Genomic DNA, 21,029 nt, shown 5'->3' on the forward strand with positions numbered 1-21,029 from the left:
TATTTTTTTGCAAAAAATTAAATGTTGGAGTTATTCACCCCAACATTTATTATAGAACCTTATGTTTTTAAGAATCAAAGGAGGGTATAACTTAAAAAATACATAAAATTTTAAAAATAAATAATTTTTTAAAAATATCGAAAAAGAAATTATGGATCATGATACATTAAAAAATAAAAAATCTTCATGAAAAGCAATGTAAAGAACTAATAGAAAAACATATTTGGAGTTTGCATCAATCGTATTATATTCATGAAAGAAAAACGCATACAATGAATAAAAGATATAAAAGTATGCAAAAAGATTTAAATGATAAGGATAAAATAAATAAGTATGGAGGGATATAGATGTTGGATTATATACCTATGCTAGATATGTATATATTTGAGACAAGTCAACTTATTGAGCAATTGGAATCTATTGCTATAGAAAGTGAAGGAAAGGGAGAGTTTACACAAGAAGAAATCCATGAAATATTTAGATGTATGCATAATATTAAAGGATCTTCAGCTATGATGTTATTTAATGAAATAGAAGTTTTGGCTCATTCTATGGAAGATTTATTTTATTTTATTAGAGAAAAGCAGGATATAAAAATAGATAATGCGGTTATATGTGATTTAATTTTAGAAGAAATTGATTTTATTCAAGGGGAGCTTGAAAAAATTAAAAAACATGAGAAAGTAGATGGAAATCCTTCGTTAATCATAGAAAAAATTAACAACTATCTAAATAGTTTAAAGGATAAAGATTGTTTAGAAAAAGAAATCAAACAAGAAATATTTACTGAAAAGCCTCAATATTATATAGCTCCAGATTTATCTAAGATATCAGAAAAACATTATAAATTTAGAATGAAAATTTTCTTTGAAGATAGATGTGAAATGGAAAATATTAGAGCTTTTACAATGATTCAAAATTTAAAAAATAATTGTGAAACAATAAAACATATACCTGAAGATATTATAGATGAGGATAGTACTGAGAAAATTAGAGAAAATGGTTTTGAAATATGGATAAAAACGGATAAAGAATATGATGAAATTTATCAGATGGTAAATAAGACTATTTTTTTAAAAAGTTTAGAAATAGAAGAATTAGAAGAAGAGTATAAACTAGAAGATGAAATTATCAATCACAATCCCCAAACATTAATTGTAAATTCAGAGGATATAAAAATACCAAAAATGAATAAAGAAAATATAAAAACAGAAGATGTACAATGTGATATAAAAGGAATCAAAGAAAGTTTCATGAGTGTACATGTGAAAAAATTAGATCATTTAATGGATTTAATGGGAGAAATGGTTATAGCAGAAGCCATGGTTACTCAAAATCCTGAAATACAAAATATGGAATTAGAAAATTTTAATAAAGCTGCAAGACAACTTCATAAAATAACAAACGAAATTCAAGATGTAGTTATGTCTATTCGAATGGTGCCTTTATCTAATACATTTATGAAAATGCATAGAATTACTAGAGATATGTGTAAAAAGTTAAATAAAGATGTACAACTAAAATTAATAGGAGAAGATACAGAAGTAGATAAAAATATTATTGAACATATATCAGATCCTATTATGCATTTGATTAGAAATGCTATTGATCATGGCATAGAACATAAAGAAGAAAGAATAAAAAAACAAAAAGAGTTTTTTGGAACAGTAACGTTAGAGGCAAAAAACTCTGGTAGTGACGTACTTATTATTGTTCAAGATGATGGAAAAGGACTTAGCAAAGAAAAAATATTACAAAAAGCTCAAGAAAAAAATTTGCTTACTAAACCTATAGAAGAAATGACTGATAAAGAAATATATAATTTAATTGTACTTCCAGGATTTTCAACAAAAGAAAATGTTACTGAATTTTCAGGACGAGGAGTAGGTATGGATGTAGTGGCAAAAGGATTGGAAGAAGTCAGAGGAACTTTATCAGTAGATAGTATAGAAGGAGAAGGAACTACTATTATTATGGAGATACCCCTTACATTAGCAATTATTGATGGAATGAATGTAAAGGTGGGTACATCTAAATATACTATTCCTATCATTTCTATTCAAGAATCTTTTAGACCAGAAAAAGAGCATTGTATTAAAGATCCAGACGGAAATGAAATGGTTATGATCAGAGGAGAGTGTTATCCAATTGTTAGACTTTATGAATACTATCATGTAAAAACAAATATAACAGAATTATCAGCAGGTATATTAGTAATTGTTAAACAAGATCAAAAATCAATTGCCTTATTTGTAGATGAGCTGATCGGACAACAACAAGTAGTTGTAAAATCTTTGCCTCAATATATTAAACAAAAGAAAAATATTAAAGGACTTGCAGGATGCACTCTTTTAGGAGATGGAAGTATTAGTTTGATTTTAGATATTCAAAATATATTTTAAATATAAATTCTAGAAATTAGATTTAGAAAAGAGGTGGTATAAATGGAGAAAGAAATATTTTATGAAAATGAATTCAAAGAAGATACACAAAAGGATAAATATTTAATATTTGAAGTTGAAAATGAAGATTATGCAATTTTAATAGAATATGTAATTGAGATTATAAGTATACAGCCAATCACAGAGGTACCAGATTTACCAGAATATATAAAAGGAATTATTAATCTTAGAGGAAGAATTATTCCTATTATGGATGTAAGAACTCGATTTAAAAAAACTTTTAAAAGATATACAGATCGAACCTGTTTGATTGTGATTTATGTAGCAGATAGTGTAGTGGGTCTTGCGGTAGATCAAGTCTCTGATGTGATAGATATACCAGAGCTAGATATTGTTGATCCACCTCAAATGAATACAACAAGAAATAGATTTATGAAAGGGATAGGAAAAGTAGGAGATAAAATAAAGCTTCTCATAGACTGTGAAAGGTTATTAAATGATGAAGAAATAGAGACTATCATGAATATGAAACAAAATAAATAAGGGGGAGATTTTATGAAATGGTACGCTAATTTTAAAGTAGGAATAAAATTAATGTTAGGATTTATTATAGTGTCGATGATTACTACTGTTGTTGGAATAGTAGGTATGATTTATTTAGATGAAATGAAGGAACGTGATAGAGCAATGTATGAAACTATGACAGTTCCGTTAGCACAAAAGGTAATTTATACAGAAGCATATCACAGAATGAGAGGAAATATAAAGGATATCATACTTACTGAAGATCCATTTATGATAGAAGATTATGAAAATAGAATCAGAGAAAGAAATGAAGAGTTTGATACAAATATTAGAAAATATGAAACTACATTATTTTCAGAAGAAGGAAGAAAACTTACTCATGAATTAAAACAAAATAAAATAAAATATGATGAAATTATGAAAAAAGTTATTGAATTATCTAAAAATGGATATAAACATGAAGCTATAGTTTTGATGAATGGAGCAGAAGCAGAAAATACAAGAAAAGAAATGGAAAATTCATATAGAAAAATGGTGGAGATGAAGGTACAAACAGCAAAAAAAACATACCAGAGCAATTCCAATGCAGCACAAAATGCAAGTATAATTATGATAATATTTATAAGCATAGCAATTATATTCTCTATAGGGCTGGGGCTATTTATTACTAGAAGTATTAAAAATCCTATAAAAAAATTGATTCAAGCTACTCAACAAATAGCAGATGGAAATTTAGATATAGAGATAGATATTCATACAAAAGAAGAATTTGGAAATCTTACACAAAATTTTAATGATATGAGTATAAACTTAAATCAAGTTATGTCTCATATTAATTTGGCAGCAGATCAAGTGTCAGAAGGATCTAAACAAGTGGCAGATTCTAGTATATCTTTATCTGAAGGATCAATGGAACAAGCAAGTGCCATACAAGAATTGACAGCGTCAGCAGAAGAAATATCAGAACAAGCGAAAAAAAATGCTACGTATGCTGTAAAAGTAAAGGAATTAGCAGAGGAATCAAAGATACATGCAAATCATGGGAATGAACAAATGATACAAATGTTACAAGCTATGTTAGAAATTAACAATTCTTCTAATAATATTTCAAAAATAATAAAAGTAATTGATGAAATAGCGTTTCAGACAAATATATTAGCTTTAAATGCGGCAGTAGAAGCAGCAAGAGCAGGTCAACATGGAAAAGGTTTTGCTGTAGTTGCAGAAGAAGTAAGAAATTTGGCAGCAAGATCTGCAAAAGCAGCAAAAGAAACTACAGAAATGATTGAAAATTCTATTAAGAAAGTAGAAAACGGAACAGTGATTGCCAATAAGACAGAAGAGGCACTTCAAAAAATAGTCGAAGCAATTTCTCATGCAGCAGAGCTTATTCAAGAAATCTCAAGAGCATCTGATGAACAAGCTATATCTATTGATCAGACAACAAAAGGTATTAGTCAAATAGCAGATGTAATACAAAATACTGCTGCAATTTCTCAACAAACAGCTGCTGCTAGTGAGCAGCTATATAGTCAAGCAGATACTATGAAAGAGCAGGTTAAAAAATTTAAATTAAAAAATAGATAACAAAATAATATTATATGAAAATGATTTTGATGAGAATAGCAAGAAAGAAATAAAAAATAAATTTAAATAATGAATTTTACAATATGAAATAGGTTATGAAATAAACGGTGGCAAAGGAGGTCTACCCTATGAAAGCAAAAGATTACCATATATTAAAAGAATTAGATATAAAAACAATAGAAAAAAAAAATTTAGAGACTAAAAATTTAGAAAGTGTATTTAGAAATATGCCAATAGGTATGATTGCTTTAAATGATCAAGGAGAAATTTACAAAGTAAATGAGTCTATCCTTAGAATGTTTCAATCTAAGGAAGACAATATGATTGGAAAACAATTAGGAGATGGTCTAAACTGTATTGTTTCAAATGATAAAGGATGTGGAAGTGAAGAACTTTGTCAATTTTGTGAAATAAGGAAAACAATTCATGATTTTTTATTGAAAAATGAGAGATCAACTCATAAAATTATAAAAAAGACTTTTCTTATTCAAGAAGAAAAGAAAACTGTGTGGTTTAAATTGAGTTTTGTTCCTATTGATACAAATAAAAAAAAAGAGGTGTTTATAGCAGTAGAGGATATAACTTCTCAAATAGAATATGAAGAAAATTTAAAAAAAGCAAAGGAAGAGGCTGAATTAGCAAATAAAGCAAAAGGATCTTTTCTTGCGAATATGAGTCATGAGATTAGAACACCTATTAATGGAATTGTAGGAATGATTGATCTAACCTTAATGACAAATCTTAATAAAGAACAAAGAGAAAATTTATATACGGCAAAAAATTGTGCAAATACATTATTAAATATTATTGATGATATATTAGATTTTTCAAAGATTGAAGCTGGAAGACTTTTGATTCAGAATATAAAATTTGATATAGATATCATTTTAAATAATATTAAGAAACCAAATACAATTGCAGCAAAAGAAAAAAAAATTGAATTTATTATTCAAAAAGATGAAAATATTTCTAAACAATTAGTAGGAGATCCTTATAGACTGACACAAATATTAAATAATTTAATTCACAATGCTATTAAATTTACAGACAAAGGTAAAGTAGTTGTAAATATAAAAAAAATGTCATCAGAGAATCAAAAAGAAAAAATTCTTTTTTCTATTAAAGATACAGGAATAGGAATTTCACCAGAAAATCAAAAGAAATTATTTGAAAGATTTAGTCAATTAGATTCTAGCTTAACAAAGAAACATAAAGGAACTGGATTAGGACTTGTGATTGTTAAACAAATTATTGAGGTAATGGGAGGGAGCATTGATTTTAGAAGCAAAGAGAATGAAGGCAGTGAATTTTATTTTTTATTATCTTTTAAAATTGCAAATGATAATAAAAACAAAAAAGTAAAAATAGAAAATAACTTATATGAATATCAAAATAATTTTAAAAAGGCAAATATACTTATTATAGAAGATGACATAGTAAATCAATCGCTTCTTTTTAAATTTTTAAAAGAAAAAGGATATTTTGTAGATATTGCTCAAAATGGATTAGAAGGAATAGAATGTTTTAAAAAGAAAAGATATGATTTAATTTTAATGGATATACAGATGCCTATTATGAATGGAGTACAAGCAAGTAAAGAAATAAGAAAATTAGAAAAAAATAATAAAAAAACTCCAATCATAGCTATTACAGCTTTTGCACTTCATGGCGATAAAGAAAAATTTTTAGAAAAAGGGATAGATGAATATATATCTAAGCCTATTCATCTTAAAAAGCTAGAGACAATGATTTTTGATATGTTAAGAAAAGATCAATATATTGATAAAGAAAAACAAATGATGGAAAAACATATAGATCTTATCCATAAATCATTAGAATTCAATAAATTTGATGAAGTAGAACAGTTGTGTATAAATTTAGAAAGTTGGCTTGAAAAAGTCGTAGCAGTAGAGGAGCTAAGAGAAAGTATATTTAAGATTAAACTTTTATCTAGGAAAGAGGATAAACATGGAATATTAAATATTGTCAATACTGTATGTGAAAAAATTATATAGGGGAGGATCATATGAAAATATTAATTGCTGAGGATGATATGATAAGTAGAAAAGTTCTTAACAAATTTTTATCTCAATATGGTGAATGTGACTTAGTTATTGATGGCATGGAAGCTATAGAGGCATATATGTTATCTATTAAAGACAAATCATATTATGATCTGATTTGTTTAGATATTATGATGCCTAAATTTGATGGGTTGCAAGTATTAAAAACTATTAGAAAAATTGAGCAACAAAATCATGTAAAAAGTGAAGAACAGGTAAAAATTATTATGACTACCGCTCTTTCTGATACAGAATATGTACAAGAAGCTTTTGAATATGGATGTGAAGCTTATGCATCTAAGCCAATAGATATGAATAAATTAGTAGAAGTGATGAAAAAAATTGGATTTAAGATATGATAAAATAAGGTACAATTGATACTTAAAAATTAATATAAGCAAGAATGTAAAAATATAGCTCTTTAAGGCTAAGATGGATACCATATTTAGTCTTAAGGAGATTTTTTTGAGAAAATATAATATTGTGCGTAAAAAATTCTAGCTATATATCAGATTTAAGTTATGCATCTGCAGTAAATGACGATAGGGTAATATCGGTACTTAAAAATAATATGCCATCATTTGGAGTAGATTATGCTCTTCCTTTAAAAAATACGCAAAAAATTAAGGTTACCAGCTATAAATATAGGACTTTTTAGTAAAGATGCTCAAAGATTTACTGAAAGACTAGAAAAAAGATATTTATATAAAATAGCTCCAAAGTTAGTATATAACAATAATAAAAACTTGATAAAGGAAATCTTAAAAAAGTTAAATATTTATGATGAAAAGTGTATATTCATTTTAATCAAGTTGAGAGAACCTTTTTTTTATAATATAATGAATATGAAAAATTTTCAAATATAATAAAGAAAGAAGTGAAAAAATGAAATCAATAAAAACTAGACTTATTATTATTTTTACTACGGTAATACTTTTGATCGCATTAGGGGTAGGTTTTGTAGCTATCCAAGTAGTTACAAATAATTTAATTAAAGAGGCTCATGATAAATTCGAAAAAATGGCAATTTTAGAAGCAAAATATGTTCAATCAAAAGTAGATGAACAGTTAAGATATATTGATGCTTTTGCTCAAAACAAAATTATTTTAGATGAAAAAATTCCTTGGGAAGAAAAGGTGAGTTACTTTCAAAATGAAGCAAAAAGAACAGGATATTTAGGATTTGCTTTTATAGATAAAAATGGAGAATCTGTTACCTTTGATATGGAGAGAAGTACAGCAAATTTAAAAGATAGAGGTTATTATCAGAAGGCTATGCAAGGTGAAGTGACAGTTTCAGATGTAATAATTAGTAAAGTTACAGGTGAATTGGTAGTAATTTTTGCAGCTCCTATTATAGAAAGTGGTGAAATTCAAGGAGTATTCTATGGAAGAAGAGAAGGAACTTTTCTAAGTGATATTGCAGAGAATGTAAACTATGGAAAAACAGGATTCGGAATTATTATTAATGATCAAGGAAATACTGTAGGCCATAAAAATAGAGAACTTGTTTTAAATCAAAGTAACATTGTACAAACTGCCAAAGAAAATCCAGCTTTTATGAGTTTGGCCAACCTTATAGAAAATAAAATTTTAAAAAGAGAAGCAGGAAGTGGAGATTATAGCTATGATACAGTGAAAAACATTGTTGGATTTGCACCTATACAAAATTCACATTGGGTGATTACTATTGGAATGGAGACTCAAGAGATCTTACAAGAAGTAAATCATCTTAGAAATTTACTTATAGTATTTGTTTTCATAGCAGCAACAATAGGAGTAATGATTACATACTGGGTAAGTGGAAGTTTAGTCAAGCCAATCACATTATTAACGGGTCATATTGAGAGAGTTTCAAATTATGATCTTACTTTTGTAGAAGATGAGGCTACTAAATATATGGACAGAAAAGATGAAATAGGGAAAATTACAAATGCACTTGCAAAATTACAAAGTAATTTTACAGATTTGGTTAGAAAAACATATGAGGTATCGACTCATGTATCAGCTTCCTCTCAAGAACTTATGGCAATATCTCAACAATCTGCAAAATTTTCAGATGAAGTAGAAAATACGATAGAAGAAATAGCAACAGGTGCATCCTCTCAAGCAAAAGATTCACAAAAAGGTGATGATGCTATGGAACAAATGGGTAAAGTATTAAATCAAAATCAAGATTATATGAAAAAATTAAATTTATCTACAGATGAAGTAGATCATTTGAAAAATGAGGGGATAGAGTCTGTTTTGTCATTAGTATCTAAAACAGAAGAAAGTATAGAAAATTCTAAAGAAATAAAAGAGATCATAATTGGTACAAATGAAAGTGCTAAGCAAATAGAAGGGGCAAGCTCTATGATTCAATCTATAGCAGAGCAGACGAATCTATTAGCATTAAATGCGGCTATTGAGGCTGCACGAGCAGGAGAATATGGCAGAGGTTTTGCAGTAGTTGCAGAGGAAATAAGAAAATTGGCAGAAGATACAAACCAATTTACAGAAGAAATTAGAAATGTTGTTTTAGCACTTACACAAAAATCAGCTTATGCTGTAGATACTATGATAAATTCAGAAGAAGTAGTAAAAGAACAAACAGATCAAGTTATGCATATGAAGGAAAAATTAGAGGGAATAGCACAATCTATAGAAAACACTAAAAAAGTTATAAATAGCTTAAATAAATCTGGCCAAGAAATTGAAAATAAAAAAAATGAAATGGTATCTATTGTTGATAATTTATCATCAATTGCTCAACAAAATGCAGCAGCAACAGAACAAGTTTCAATTTCAGTAAAGGAACAAACAGCATCTATTGAAGAGGTGGCAAATTCTAGTGAACAATTAGCAGATCTAGCCCAAGAGTTAAATGGATTAGTAAGTAAATTTAAAATATAAATTTTTAAGATAATTTTACATTAATTTTAGATGATTTTAAGACGATTACAAAATAATTTGATATGATTAGGATATGATCAAATTATAATAAATCAATATATAGTTTGATCTAATATATAAGGAGGAATATACAAGATGAATAATTCCCGAAATTTTGAAACAAATGAGGATATATTAGCTGCATTTAAATTAGTACTTCCATATTTAAATAAAATTGTTCATGAGGATATGGTAGTTGGTCTTACAGATTTAGAAACGTATATAGGATATCATCGAGCAAATGAATTTGAGCTAGATTTATCAGAGGGAAAATCTATAAAAGGTATCAAAACTATAGAAGAATGTATTCGTTATGAAAAAGAAACTTTTGCAGATGTGCCAGCAGAGGTATATGGTAGAGAGATAAAAACTATTTTTACACCTATATATGGTCTAAATCATGAAGTGATAGGAACCTTAAGCTCTGGAATAGATTTTGCAAATAGTAAGAATCTTACGGAGAGCATTACAAACCTAGCAAAAGTTGTTAAACAAGTAACTGAAAGTATTAATCAAGTTGCATCATCTGCAGAGAATTTGGCTGAAACAGGACAAAATGCAATTATGCGTGTTCAAGAATTAAATAAAAAGCAAAATGATACTACAGAAATTCTAGAATTTATAAAAGGTATTGCAACGCAAACTAATTTATTAGGTCTAAATGCTGCTATAGAAGCAGCTAGGGCAGGAGAAAATGGACGTGGATTTGGCGTAGTAGCAGAAGAAATAAGAAAATTAGCAGATCAATCTCAAGATGCAGTCAAAAACATTCAAAAAATAATTACAGAAATGAATACTACTGTAGGTCATATTAGTAATACAATAGAGAGTACAGGAGCAATTAGTGAAGAACAAGCAGCTTCTACAGAAGAAATATCATCTAGTATGGATCAAATTAATACTTCTGTGAGAGCATTAGAAATGTTTGTGGAAAGATATAAATAATATATATCATTAGAAGTATTTAAATAGACCAAATACTTTTGAAATATATAAAAAAATATCTAGGGGGGTTTTTTTTGTGAACAAAAGAATCAATACAATGTATTTTAGTGCTACAGATACAACAAAAAAAGTAGTATTAGGAATAGGAAATAAAGTTTTAGAGAGAATGGGAAATCAAGATCATTTGAATAATATTGATTTTACATTACCGAAAGTAAGAGAAACTACGGTATCTTTTACAGAAGAAGATGTGGTGATTGTAGGAGTACCAGTTTATGCTGGAAGAGTTCCTAATGTATTATTAAAATATTTAAATACTATTGAAGGAAATGGTGCATTGGCAGTTGCTGTAGTTCTTTATGGAAATAGAAATTATGATGATGCTTTAATAGAATTAAAAGATATTCTTGAGAGTAATGGTTTTAATGTGATGGGAGGGGCAGCATTTGTAGGAGAACATTCTTTTTCTAAGACTCTTGCAAAAAACAGACCTGATCAACAAGATATGGATATAGTTAATAAGTTTGCTGATGAAATATATAAAAAGATTGCAACTCAATCTCCGATTGAAAGTGTAATAGTAAAAGGAAATACACCATATAGAAAATATTATATGCCTAGAGATAGAAGTGGTACACCAGTTGATATCAGAAAAGTAAAGCCTAAAACAAATAACAATTGCAAAAATTGTAAAATTTGCGTAGAAGTCTGTCCTATGGGTTCAATTGATTTTGAGGATGTTTCTAAATTTAATGGAATTTGTATTAAATGTGGAGCATGTATTAAAAAATGTCCTAGTAATGCTAAGTATTATGATGATGAAGATTATTTAAGACACAAATATGAATTAGAAGAAGAGTATGCTTCTAGGAAAACACCAGAACTATTTATATAACCCTAAAAATTTCATATATTATATAAAAATAGAGCAGGAAGACAAATTTCCCTACTCTATTTTTTATTATCCATGTTTTTGTCCTTTTCCTCTTGCTTTTATAGGTGGTAGTGATTTTTTATGTACGAATTCATAATACAATTTTACTACATCAGGAAATGACCTTTTATCTGCAGGAGTTAAATTTTCATCAAGATACAAAGTAATACGAAATTTTTGTGCATTTTCTTCATTTACAGTGATCTCATCCAAACTTTTTTGGTAGGATGATTCTAAATTTTCAGCAGCTTGAATTAAAATTTCTGCTTCTTTTTGATTAGAGTTCATTAAAAACTGATTAAATCCTTCTCTATTCATATAATCCCTCCATTATTTAAAATGATATTATATATATTTATTCTGTAATTGTTTGAAAAATCCTTTAATTTCTTAAAATTTTAAATAATATAAAAATAAAATGGGAATGATAAGTAAAAAATTTTCAAAAATAAGATAAAGCCCTAGAAGTTTAGGGTTTAATCATAAAAATAGTAAGATATTTGTAGAAAGATTTATCTTTATAATATGATCATTGTGGGTATATTTTATACTAATAAAAAGAGAGTAAGGGGGAAAATATGAGAGATAAAGAAAATAAGGAGATAGAAGAAATAAAAAAAGAAATTAAAAGATTAAGAGAAAAACTGAATCAATGTTATATAGATTATGAAATAGATTTTAAGGATAAATTAAAAATGAGTGAAGATATGGATCAACTTATTATTAAGTATTATAAAATTATAAAAAGAAAATAGCACCAAAACAATAGTTGTATAAAAAGTTATTTTAAAAATAAGTTTGTCGTTTTAAAGGAGTATGATACAATAAAGGAAGTTTTGAGAAATGTTGATTTATTTTATAAAAATAAGGGAAAAATAGAATATAGGAAAGAAGGTGCGGTATGATTGAATTAGGAAAAATACAAATATTAAAAGTAATTCGAAGTACTTCTATAGGAATATATTTAAATCAAACAGAGAATGAAGAAAATGATGATATTTTATTACCACAAAAGCAAGTACCAAAGGATATAAAAGTAGGAGATGAAATAGAAGTATTTGTCTATAGGGATTCTGAGGATAGAATGATTGCTACTACTAAAAAACCTAAAATAACTCTTGGAGAATTAGAGAAATTAAAAGTGATAGAGACAACTCAAATAGGTGCTTTTTTAGATTGGGGATTAGAAAAGGATTTATTTTTACCCTTTAAGGAACAAACAAATAAGGTACAAGTAGGAAGAAGTTATTTAGTTTCTTTATATACAGATAAAAGTGATAGATTATGTGCTACTATGGATGTTTATAAATTATTAGATGATCAATCAACCTATAAAGAAAATGATCAAGTAACTGGTACTATATACAAAGTAAAAAAAGAAATAGGTGCTTTTGTAGCAGTTGACTTAAAGTATCATGGACTCATTCCCCAAAATGAATTTTATGGAGATTATATGTGTGGAGATGAAGTAGAAGCTAGAGTTGTTAAAGTAAAAGAAGATGGAAAGTTAGATTTGAGTTTAAGAAAAAAAGCTTACAAACAAATGGATGAAGATGTACATATTATTTTAGATCAATTAGACAGATCAATGGGTGTGCTTCATCTTAATGATAAAACTTCCCCAACGAGAATAAAAGAAGAATTAAATATGAGTAAGAATGCATTCAAAAGAGCTATAGGAAGACTATTAAAGGAAGGTAAAATTAAATTTACAGATGAAGGAATAGAAAAAATATAATCTTCATATAAGAGAAACATCTACTAAAAAGGGTAGATGTTTTTTATGTATTTAAAAGGTATAATAGAAATAAATGGTATAATAAATAAACAGAGGGGTAATTAAAATGAATGATCAAATGAATATGAAAGGTACTCTATGTGCTATTTTTTCAGCTCTTTCTTTTGGTACTATGCCTATTTTTGCAACTTATGCATATAATGGGGGAGTGAATGCAATTACTGTTGTATTTTTTAGATTCCTTTTTTCAGGGATATTATTAGGTTGTTATTTTTTAAAAAAGAAAATAAATATAAAAGTGGGAAAAAATACTTTTTTAACCTTGCTTTTTACGGGGATTGTAGGATCATCTTTAACTTCATTAACTTTATTTTTATCTTATCAATATATTTCAGTAGGACTTTCTACTATATTGCATTTTATATATCCTGCTGTAGTGATTTTTCTATCTTTTTTAATATTTAAAGAAAAACTGTATAAGACAAAAATAATATCATTGATTCTTTCTGTTATGGGAGTTTATGTATTGATAGGATTTAATTCTATAAAATTAAATATGTTAGGAGTTATGCTTGCGTTGGTTTCGGGAATATTTTATTCTATTTATATTTTAGAAATTGGACATAATATAAAAATAAAAGATATAGATAGTATTATTCTAACTTTTTACATTTCTATTTTTTCTTCGGGAAGTATATTTTTATTTGGTATATTTACACAAAATTTGATATTTCCAAAGAATATGTATTCCTTTATTCCTATTTTTGCTATCACTATCGCATCTACTTTGGGGTTATTAAATTTTGCTATAGGAATTAAAATGATCGGACCTTCTAATACATCCATATTAAGTACTTTTGAACCTATTACAAGCATTATTCTAAGTTGTATTTTATTTGGAGATAAAATTACCTGGAATACAATCATTGGTAGTTGTTTAATTATTTTATCTATTTATGGGATTATAAAAGGGTCAGAAGGTATTGAAAAAGATAAGCATCTATTAAAATAGATGCCTATCTTTTATTTACTTAAGAACATATTAATATCCATAAGCTTTTGATTTAATTCTAAAAGTTTATTTTTTAATTTATCGTAATCTTTTTTAAGCATTTTTTCATCAATCAAAAGATCTGTTTTATATACTAAATTATCAAATACCGTATATATTTCTTGCAATTCTTTAATAATATTTTCTTTTTTCTTAATAGGTTCTAGAATTTCTTTTGAGTAACTTGTAAGCATATTATCTTTGATTTCAAATACATAGCCTATATTTGGAATGATTGTATCTATATGAAATTTTTCTTGTATAAGATCTGAAAAGGCTTGAGAGGAATCTTCTTCTCCATGAACAATAAAAACTTTTTTTGGAAGTTTTTTAAAACCTTTCATCCAATCTATTAAATCATTTTGGTCTGCATGACCTGAAAAACCTTCTATACTATAAATTTCTGCTTCTACTACAACTTCTTCACCCAGTAATTTTACTTTTTTTGCTCCTTCCTTTAATTGCCTTCCAAGAGTTCCTTCCGCTTGATAACCTACGAATACTACACTATTTTTCTTTTTCCACAAATTATGCTTCAGATGATGAAGGATTCGCCCTGCTGTACACATACCACTAGCAGAAAGAATAACTTTAGGATAAGACTGACTATTTAATCTCATAGATTCTTGTTGACTTTTTACATAGTAAAGATTTTCAAAATTAAAAGGATCATCTCCATTTAGAATTTGTTTTTTTGTTTCTTCATCAAAGCAATCAGTATTTTCTCTATAAACTTGTGTAGCAGATACAGCCATAGGACTATCTACATAGATAGGAACTTTCATAAAAGCTTCTAGTTCCTTTGTATGAGCATAATATTTATTGAGTTTATAAACAAGCTCTTGCGTTCTATTAACTGCAAAACTAGGAATGATTACAGTTCCACCACGAAGAGTAGTTTTATTGATAATTTCAATGAGATTTTTTATGCTTGTTTCGTTTTTTTCATGAACTTTATTCCCATAAGTAGATTCGATAATTAGGTAATCAGCTTCTTCTATATATTCAGGGTTTTTAAGAATTGGTTTATTTTTAATACCTAAATCTCCTGAAAAAACAATTTTTGCAGTTTTTCCTTTTTCAGTAATCCAAAGTTCAATAATAGAAGAACCTAATATATGTCCTGCATCTCTAAAACGAATAGTAATATCTTCATTGATTTCAATTTTTTGATCATACAAAACAGATGAAAAATAATTTAGACTAATCAATGCATCTTTAGCAGTATATAGGGGTTTTACAAAAGGTAGACCTGCTCTTTTTCTTTTATTGTTTTCCCAAGTGGCATCAGATTCTTGTATATGACCACTGTCTACTAACATGATATGACATAAATCTTTGGTAGCTTTAGTACTAATTATTTTTCCTTTAAATCCTTCTTTTACTAATTTAGGAATTCTTCCGCTATGATCAATATGAGCATGACTAAGGATTACAAAATCTATTGTAGAAGGATTAAATTGAAAATCTTCAAAATTGAGTTTTTCTAATTGTTTGCTTCCTTGAAACATGCCACAATCAAGCAATAGCTTATATTTATCTGTAGTAATTAAATAATTAGAACCTGTTACTACTTTAGATGCTCCTAAAAATTGTATTTGCATTGAGAAGACCTCCTTAAAAAGTTAAAAGTTTTTATAATTATACCCTAATCTATTCAAAAGAAATTATAAAAATTATAAAATTAAGAAATATTAATAAAAAAGGTTCAAAACAGGTGAATACTTACATATAATAAATAAAAAGACATCTATTGCAAAAGCAAAGGTGATCTTGAATTAAAAATAGCCATGTTCTAAAGAACATGGCTATTTTTTAATTCAATTTCATATTTAGTAAAACACCTACAATTGCTGCAAAACTTAATCCTGAAATTTTTACTGTATTTGTAATAGGAATACCTATACTAATTCCAAATTGTTTTTCTATATAAGAAGATCCTAATCCCAAAATAAGAATAGATGCCATAACACATATATTTTTTATATTAAAATCTATTTTATTATTTTTGATGGTTTTTACTCCTATTAAAGAAATCATACTAAAAAGCATTAAACTGATTCCTCCCATAACGGGTACTGGAATAGATCTTAAAAATCCTCCTATTTTTGAAATAAAGCCTAGGCAGATTGCAAATACTGCTGCCAGTCTTAATATAGATGGATCATAATTTTTTGTTATAGCTAATACACCAGTATTTTCTCCATAAGTAGTATTAGCAGGCCCACCAATGAACCCTGCAAATAAAGTTGCAAGACCATCTCCTAAAAGAGTTTTATTAAGTCCTGGGTCATCAATAAAATTTTTGCCTACGACTTGGCCATTTGTTGTGATATCTCCAATATGTTCCATAAAAACAGCTACAACAACAGGTGCAATTATAGCTATTGCTCCTATATCAAACTTAGGTAGTGTAAAATGTGGAACAGATACAAGCGGTGCATCTTTAATAATGTCTACATCTACAATTCCTAACTTTAAGGAAACTAAATAACCAACTACCACGCCTGTAAGAATAGAAAGTTGCTTTGAAAATCCTGTTCCTTTAAAGGTGATAATGAGTGCTATGGATAAAGTAATAGCAGCTACCAAAAGATTATTTTTCGCCATTTCATACGCAGTAGGTACAAGGTTTAGTCCGATGACAATAATCATAGGTCCTACTACTTGAGGTGGAAGAAATTTTTCTATTTTTGAAACTCCTACTTTGCCTATTACAAAAGACATGATTACATATATAAGTCCTGATACTATAATTCCACCTTGTACATAGCTTAAATCTCCATGATACATTTCTTTTACTGTAAGAATAACAGGAATAAATGCAAATGAAGATCCTAAAAATACAGGGACTTTTTTCTTTGTCACCATATGAAAAAGTAAAGTGCCTATTCCTGCAGCTACTAAAGCTACAGATGTATCAAATCCTGTTAAGATAGGTACTAATACAGTAGCTCCAAACATTGCAATAAGATGTTGAAGGGCTAATACCATTTTCTTTACAAGTACGATGCCTGTTGGTCTTTCTTTTACTTCTACTTTAGATTTTCCCAATACATTTTCTGACATAAAAAAACCTCCTTGTTTTGTATTAAGGAGAACTATAAAACGATTCTCCTTTTTCAGCCTCTCAGGACCAAATTAAAAGGTGTTTGATAAAATAAAAAACTTCTTACTCAGTGGCAAGAAGTTATCTTCTAAAAGCATAATCATTTTATCAACATCTTGCCAGCCTCTCTGGACTGGATTAAAGATCTTTTCTGTTTTTATGATTATATCATTTTTTTTTATTTTAATCAATATGAACTTTGATATTTTTTATAGATTTTAGTAAAAGATTATGAAAGTTGTATAGATCTCTTTTCAAGGGGTGGATTATTTTGTATAATATGAAATAGCTATATTGTATTTAAAAAGGAGGTAGTAGATATGGATTCTTTTGAACAATTTATTAAATATGTAAAATTAGATGAAGAAAAAAGGATTTTAATTTCTCTTCAAAATCATCTAGAAACCTATTTGCAAGATGAAAAAGTAAAATCTATGCTTAAGGAGTCTGCACAATCTATTTTAAAAGATGATTTTATTCAACTTGAAATAGGTAAAAATATATGTAGAATAACCGTAAAAGAAGGAACAGAAGAAAAAAATCTAAAACTGATTGAGGAAGAATTAGTAAAAGGGATTGAAATGGCTATGGCTTTCTTAATACAAATGAATAACATGAACAACAACTAAAGTTTGACATAAAGTCAAACTTTTATTTTTAAAATCTTTTTTATATTGAGGTTTTCATTAACAAGTTATTTTTACTATGATATAATAATTTTTAGGTATGTTCATTTTTATTTTTGTATTTAGGAGGGGATTAATTTTGGCAGAAAATAATGAAGATAAATCTAGAAGTAGCAACAAAAAAAAGAAAAAGAAAAAAGTAAGTTTTTTAAAAGTGTTTTTTCTTATGATGATTTTAGTTACATTTATAGGAGCAGGAATATTAGGAGGATGGGTAGTTGCTGTAATAAACTCTTCAAATTCAGAAGATTTTAGCAAAATATATACATTGCTTGATGAAAATTCATTTATCTATGATAGTGAAGGAAATTTAATTGAAAAAGTAGAAGGAGATGGACTTAGAACTATTGTAAAATACAATGATATTCCAGATCATTTAAAAAATGCTTTTGTTTCTATTGAAGATAAAGATTTTATAGATCATAATGGTCTTAGTTTTAAAAGAATTGTAAAAGCTTTCATTGAAAATGTGAAAGCAGGTGCTCCTGTTCAAGGAGGAAGTACTATTACGCAACAGCTTGTTAAAAATCTTTATTTAAGTCATGATAAAAAAATAGAAAGAAAAATAAAGGAAGCGTATTATGCAATTCAAATTGAACGTCACCTTACAAAAAATGAAATTTTGGAAGCGTATTTAAATACCATATATTTAGGTGGTGGAGCAAAAGGAGTACAAGGAGCTGCTTATACTTATTTTTCAAAGGATGTTAGTGAATTAAGTTTAGCAGAATGTGCATTGATTGCTGGAATTACTAAAAATCCAACTAGATTTGCACCTATTAAAACTCTAAAAAAACAAGATGTAGATCCTAGTAAACATTTTATTATAGATGATAGTGATGAAATATATACGCTCGTCTATGATGACCGATATAAACCTAGACAAGAATTAGTACTAAAACTTATGAAAGAACAAAATAAGATTACAGAAGAAGAATATTATACAGCAATAAATGAAGACTTAAAAAATCATTTCAAACCTGGAAAAAAAGAAATGTATGATATTTCATCTTTTTTTACAGATAAAGTAAAAAATGATGTAGTACAAGCCTTAATGAAAGAACTAGGAAAAAATGAAGAAGAAGCAAATAATATGCTATATAATCAAGGCCTTAGAATTTATAGCACTATGGATTTAAGAATTCAAAAGATATTAGAAAAAAATTATGAAGAAAATAAGAATTTTCCTAATTTAGTTGCTAGAAAAGATGGGGCTGGAAATATTTTATCTAAAAACAACAAATCTATTTTACTTTATAAACATTCTAATTTAGTAAATACTCAAGAACAATTCATGATTCCAAAAGGAGACTTTAAATATGATACGCAAGGAAATCTTGTTTTATTAAAAAGTAAACGCCTTAACTTTGTTCCTTTATATGTGGATGGTCAAAGAAGTGCTATTCAATTAGTAATAAAGGATTCTTATATACAAAATTCAGGAAATGAAATACTCGTGTTAAAAGGAGGAAGTTTTAAAATCCCTAGTGAGTACAAAGAATATGACTATGAAAAAAATGCCATTGTAAGTTATAAATTTTTAAATGAAAACCCAGAGTTTTCAAAAAAAGATTCAGCAGGGAACCTACTAATTGGAAAAGATTATTACTCTATTAGTCAAAAAGGAGTTATACAACCTCAGTCTTCAATGGTAATTATGGATTATCGTACTGGAGAAATTAAAGCATTAGTAGGAGGTAGAGAAGTTACTGGAAAAAGATTATACAATAGAGCTTTAAATCCGAGACAACCTGGATCATCTATTAAATCTATTGCAATCTATGCACCTGCTATTGATAATGGTTGGACTGCTGCAGATATTGTAGACGATGTACCTCATTATGACACAAATGGTAAGATATGGCCTAGAAACTGGTATAAAGGATATTATGGATTATCTTCTCTTCGAGAAGGGCTTAAATTATCTATGAATGTTCTTCCAGTAAAAATTGGAGCACAAATTGGTATCCATACATCTATAGATTATTTGAAAAAAATGGGGATTACTACTGTTAAAGAAAGTGGAGCTCACTCTGATAATAATCTAGCTGCTTTAGCTCTAGGAGGAATGACTCAAGGTATTAGTCCTTTAGAAATGACTGGAGCTTATGGATCTTTAGCAAATGAGGGGGTATATATTAAACCAAAATCTTTTATAAAGATTACGGATAGAGATGGAAATATCATTTTAGAAAATAACGGTTATAAAAATAGAGTCATTAGCAAAGAAGCTGCTTTTATTATGACAGATATGCTAAAAGATGTAGTAAGTAATGGTATTGCAAAGAGTGCAAGATTAGATTCAGGTAATTCTCAAATTCCTGTAGCAGGAAAAACAGGGACTACAACAGATAATTACGATGCCTGGTTTGTAGGGTATACTCCGTACTATGTAGGTGCTACATGGATTGGGAATGATATTAATATAGAATTATCAAAAGGGAGTTCTGCTAGTGTAAAACTTTGGAATACTGTTATGAAACAAATTCATGAAGGTCTTCCTGCAAAAACATTTGTAAAGCCAAACAATATTATTTCTCTTGCTGTTGATACAAAATCTGGAAAGCTTCCTACAGAATTAAGTAGACAAGCAGGACATGTACGCACAGAATATTTTGTAAAAGGTACAGAGCCTAAAGAACATGATGATACACATGTATTATTAGATGTAGATACTACAACAAATAAACTAGCAAGTCCTTATTGTCCTTCTGCTTATGTACAAAGTAGAATTTTTGTAAAAAGGCCAGTTCCGTATAGTCCTTCTAAAAATGGAGGAATTGTTCCAAAAGACTTTGGGGAATCAGCCCCAGTAGAATATTGTACACAGCATAATGAACATGGCTATACAAATGACAATTCTTCTGATGGGGGTATTTATACAAAACCAGATGAAGAACCTAATGAACAACCTAATGATGAACCCAGTGAAGACCCTTTTATGGAATAATTCAATAAAAATGCTACCTCAAAGATGAGGTAGCATTTTTAAAAGGCTCTATGTCAATAGTTGGGGTGGGATTGTTCATAATCCTGCTCCATTACTTTATTAGAG

Annotated in this window: 16 protein-coding genes; 13 read left to right on the forward strand and 3 right to left on the reverse strand. The window is 27.8% G+C overall.

What is annotated here, in order from left to right:
* Positions 1–347: 347 nt before the first annotated feature.
* From EK368_RS12335 to EK368_RS12370, 8 genes are all read left to right on the forward strand, one after another.
* Positions 348–2,402 carry a chemotaxis protein CheA gene (locus EK368_RS12335; protein WP_129600151.1) on the forward strand — a complete coding sequence of 685 codons (2,055 nt, stop codon included), beginning with the start codon at positions 348–350 and terminating at the stop codon, positions 2,400–2,402.
* Between the two features lie 42 nt (positions 2,403–2,444).
* On the forward strand, positions 2,445–2,945 hold the full coding sequence (locus EK368_RS12340) for a chemotaxis protein CheW (protein ID WP_129600152.1): 501 nt from the start codon (positions 2,445–2,447) through the stop codon (positions 2,943–2,945).
* Between the two features lie 12 nt (positions 2,946–2,957).
* Positions 2,958–4,514: a methyl-accepting chemotaxis protein gene (locus tag EK368_RS12345; RefSeq protein ID WP_129600154.1), complete on the forward strand. Its 1,557-nt coding sequence runs from the start codon at positions 2,958–2,960 to the stop codon at positions 4,512–4,514.
* Positions 4,515–4,642: 128 nt separating this feature from the next.
* Complete coding sequence (locus EK368_RS12350; protein WP_129600155.1) at positions 4,643–6,529, forward strand: ATP-binding protein; 1,887 nt, start codon at positions 4,643–4,645, stop codon at positions 6,527–6,529.
* An 11-nt stretch (positions 6,530–6,540) separates the two neighbouring features.
* Positions 6,541–6,936: a response regulator gene (locus EK368_RS12355; RefSeq protein ID WP_129600157.1), complete on the forward strand. Its 396-nt coding sequence runs from the start codon at positions 6,541–6,543 to the stop codon at positions 6,934–6,936.
* 526 nt (positions 6,937–7,462) lie between these two features.
* Positions 7,463–9,472, forward strand: coding sequence for a methyl-accepting chemotaxis protein (locus tag EK368_RS12360; protein ID WP_129600158.1), 2,010 nt, complete (start codon positions 7,463–7,465; stop codon positions 9,470–9,472).
* 135 nt (positions 9,473–9,607) lie between these two features.
* Positions 9,608–10,456 carry a methyl-accepting chemotaxis protein gene (locus EK368_RS15285; protein ID WP_129600160.1) on the forward strand — a complete coding sequence of 283 codons (849 nt, stop codon included), beginning with the start codon at positions 9,608–9,610 and terminating at the stop codon, positions 10,454–10,456.
* A 76-nt stretch (positions 10,457–10,532) separates the two neighbouring features.
* A complete protein-coding gene (locus EK368_RS12370) occupies positions 10,533–11,351 on the forward strand; it encodes an EFR1 family ferrodoxin (RefSeq protein ID WP_129600161.1) in 819 nt (272 codons plus the stop codon).
* 66 nt (positions 11,352–11,417) lie between these two features.
* Here EK368_RS12370 and EK368_RS12375 read toward each other — a convergent pair whose 3' ends face one another.
* Positions 11,418–11,708 (reverse strand): hypothetical protein, encoded by a 291-nt coding sequence (locus EK368_RS12375; protein WP_129600163.1) that lies wholly within the window; start codon positions 11,706–11,708, stop codon positions 11,418–11,420.
* A gap of 260 nt (positions 11,709–11,968) precedes the next feature.
* Here EK368_RS12375 and EK368_RS12380 point away from each other — a divergent pair, with 260 nt between their 5' ends.
* The 3 genes from EK368_RS12380 to EK368_RS12390 all read left to right on the forward strand — a co-directional run bounded on the left by EK368_RS12380 (position 11,969) and on the right by EK368_RS12390 (position 14,140).
* Positions 11,969–12,145 carry a Spo0E family sporulation regulatory protein-aspartic acid phosphatase gene (locus tag EK368_RS12380; RefSeq protein ID WP_129600164.1) on the forward strand — a complete coding sequence of 59 codons (177 nt, stop codon included), beginning with the start codon at positions 11,969–11,971 and terminating at the stop codon, positions 12,143–12,145.
* Between the two features lie 146 nt (positions 12,146–12,291).
* Positions 12,292–13,128: a CvfB family protein gene (locus tag EK368_RS12385; RefSeq protein ID WP_129600166.1), complete on the forward strand. Its 837-nt coding sequence runs from the start codon at positions 12,292–12,294 to the stop codon at positions 13,126–13,128.
* A 106-nt stretch (positions 13,129–13,234) separates the two neighbouring features.
* A complete protein-coding gene (locus EK368_RS12390; RefSeq protein ID WP_129600167.1) occupies positions 13,235–14,140 on the forward strand; it encodes a DMT family transporter in 906 nt (301 codons plus the stop codon).
* 11 nt (positions 14,141–14,151) lie between these two features.
* On the opposite strand, the gene EK368_RS12395 is transcribed toward EK368_RS12390, so the two are convergent.
* Positions 14,152–15,783 carry an MBL fold metallo-hydrolase RNA specificity domain-containing protein gene (locus EK368_RS12395; RefSeq protein WP_129600169.1) on the reverse strand — a complete coding sequence of 544 codons (1,632 nt, stop codon included), beginning with the start codon at positions 15,781–15,783 and terminating at the stop codon, positions 14,152–14,154.
* A gap of 211 nt (positions 15,784–15,994) precedes the next feature.
* Positions 15,995–17,248, reverse strand: a complete 1,254-nt coding sequence (locus tag EK368_RS12400; RefSeq protein ID WP_129600170.1) for a uracil-xanthine permease family protein — start codon at positions 17,246–17,248, stop codon at positions 15,995–15,997.
* A 360-nt stretch (positions 17,249–17,608) separates the two neighbouring features.
* Here EK368_RS12400 and EK368_RS12405 point away from each other — a divergent pair, with 360 nt between their 5' ends.
* On the forward strand, positions 17,609–17,917 hold the full coding sequence (locus EK368_RS12405) for a hypothetical protein (RefSeq protein WP_129600172.1): 309 nt from the start codon (positions 17,609–17,611) through the stop codon (positions 17,915–17,917).
* Positions 17,918–18,053: 136 nt separating this feature from the next.
* Positions 18,054–20,924, forward strand: coding sequence for a transglycosylase domain-containing protein (locus EK368_RS12410; protein WP_165000446.1), 2,871 nt, complete (start codon positions 18,054–18,056; stop codon positions 20,922–20,924).
* Positions 20,925–21,029: the final 105 nt, after the last annotated feature.

This window comes from Anaerophilus nitritigenes (assembly GCF_004138215.1).
Taxonomy (GTDB): Bacteria; Bacillota; Clostridia; order Peptostreptococcales; family Thermotaleaceae; genus Anaerophilus; species Anaerophilus nitritogenes.

Coding starts and splice junctions, on each gene's coding strand:
- EK368_RS12400 (WP_129600170.1), bottom strand. CDS start 17,248: ATGTCAGAAAATGTATTGGGAAAATCTAAAGTAGAAGTAAAAGAAAGA.
- EK368_RS12340 (WP_129600152.1), top strand. CDS start 2,445: ATGGAGAAAGAAATATTTTATGAAAATGAATTCAAAGAAGATACACAA.
- EK368_RS12390 (WP_129600167.1), top strand. CDS start 13,235: ATGAATGATCAAATGAATATGAAAGGTACTCTATGTGCTATTTTTTCA.
- EK368_RS12395 (WP_129600169.1), bottom strand. CDS start 15,783: ATGCAAATACAATTTTTAGGAGCATCTAAAGTAGTAACAGGTTCTAAT.
- EK368_RS12405 (WP_129600172.1), top strand. CDS start 17,609: ATGGATTCTTTTGAACAATTTATTAAATATGTAAAATTAGATGAAGAA.
- EK368_RS12360 (WP_129600158.1), top strand. CDS start 7,463: ATGAAATCAATAAAAACTAGACTTATTATTATTTTTACTACGGTAATA.
- EK368_RS12335 (WP_129600151.1), top strand. CDS start 348: ATGTTGGATTATATACCTATGCTAGATATGTATATATTTGAGACAAGT.
- EK368_RS15285 (WP_129600160.1), top strand. CDS start 9,608: ATGAATAATTCCCGAAATTTTGAAACAAATGAGGATATATTAGCTGCA.
- EK368_RS12380 (WP_129600164.1), top strand. CDS start 11,969: ATGAGAGATAAAGAAAATAAGGAGATAGAAGAAATAAAAAAAGAAATT.
- EK368_RS12375 (WP_129600163.1), bottom strand. CDS start 11,708: ATGAATAGAGAAGGATTTAATCAGTTTTTAATGAACTCTAATCAAAAA.
- EK368_RS12385 (WP_129600166.1), top strand. CDS start 12,292: ATGATTGAATTAGGAAAAATACAAATATTAAAAGTAATTCGAAGTACT.
- EK368_RS12345 (WP_129600154.1), top strand. CDS start 2,958: ATGAAATGGTACGCTAATTTTAAAGTAGGAATAAAATTAATGTTAGGA.
- EK368_RS12350 (WP_129600155.1), top strand. CDS start 4,643: ATGAAAGCAAAAGATTACCATATATTAAAAGAATTAGATATAAAAACA.
- EK368_RS12355 (WP_129600157.1), top strand. CDS start 6,541: ATGAAAATATTAATTGCTGAGGATGATATGATAAGTAGAAAAGTTCTT.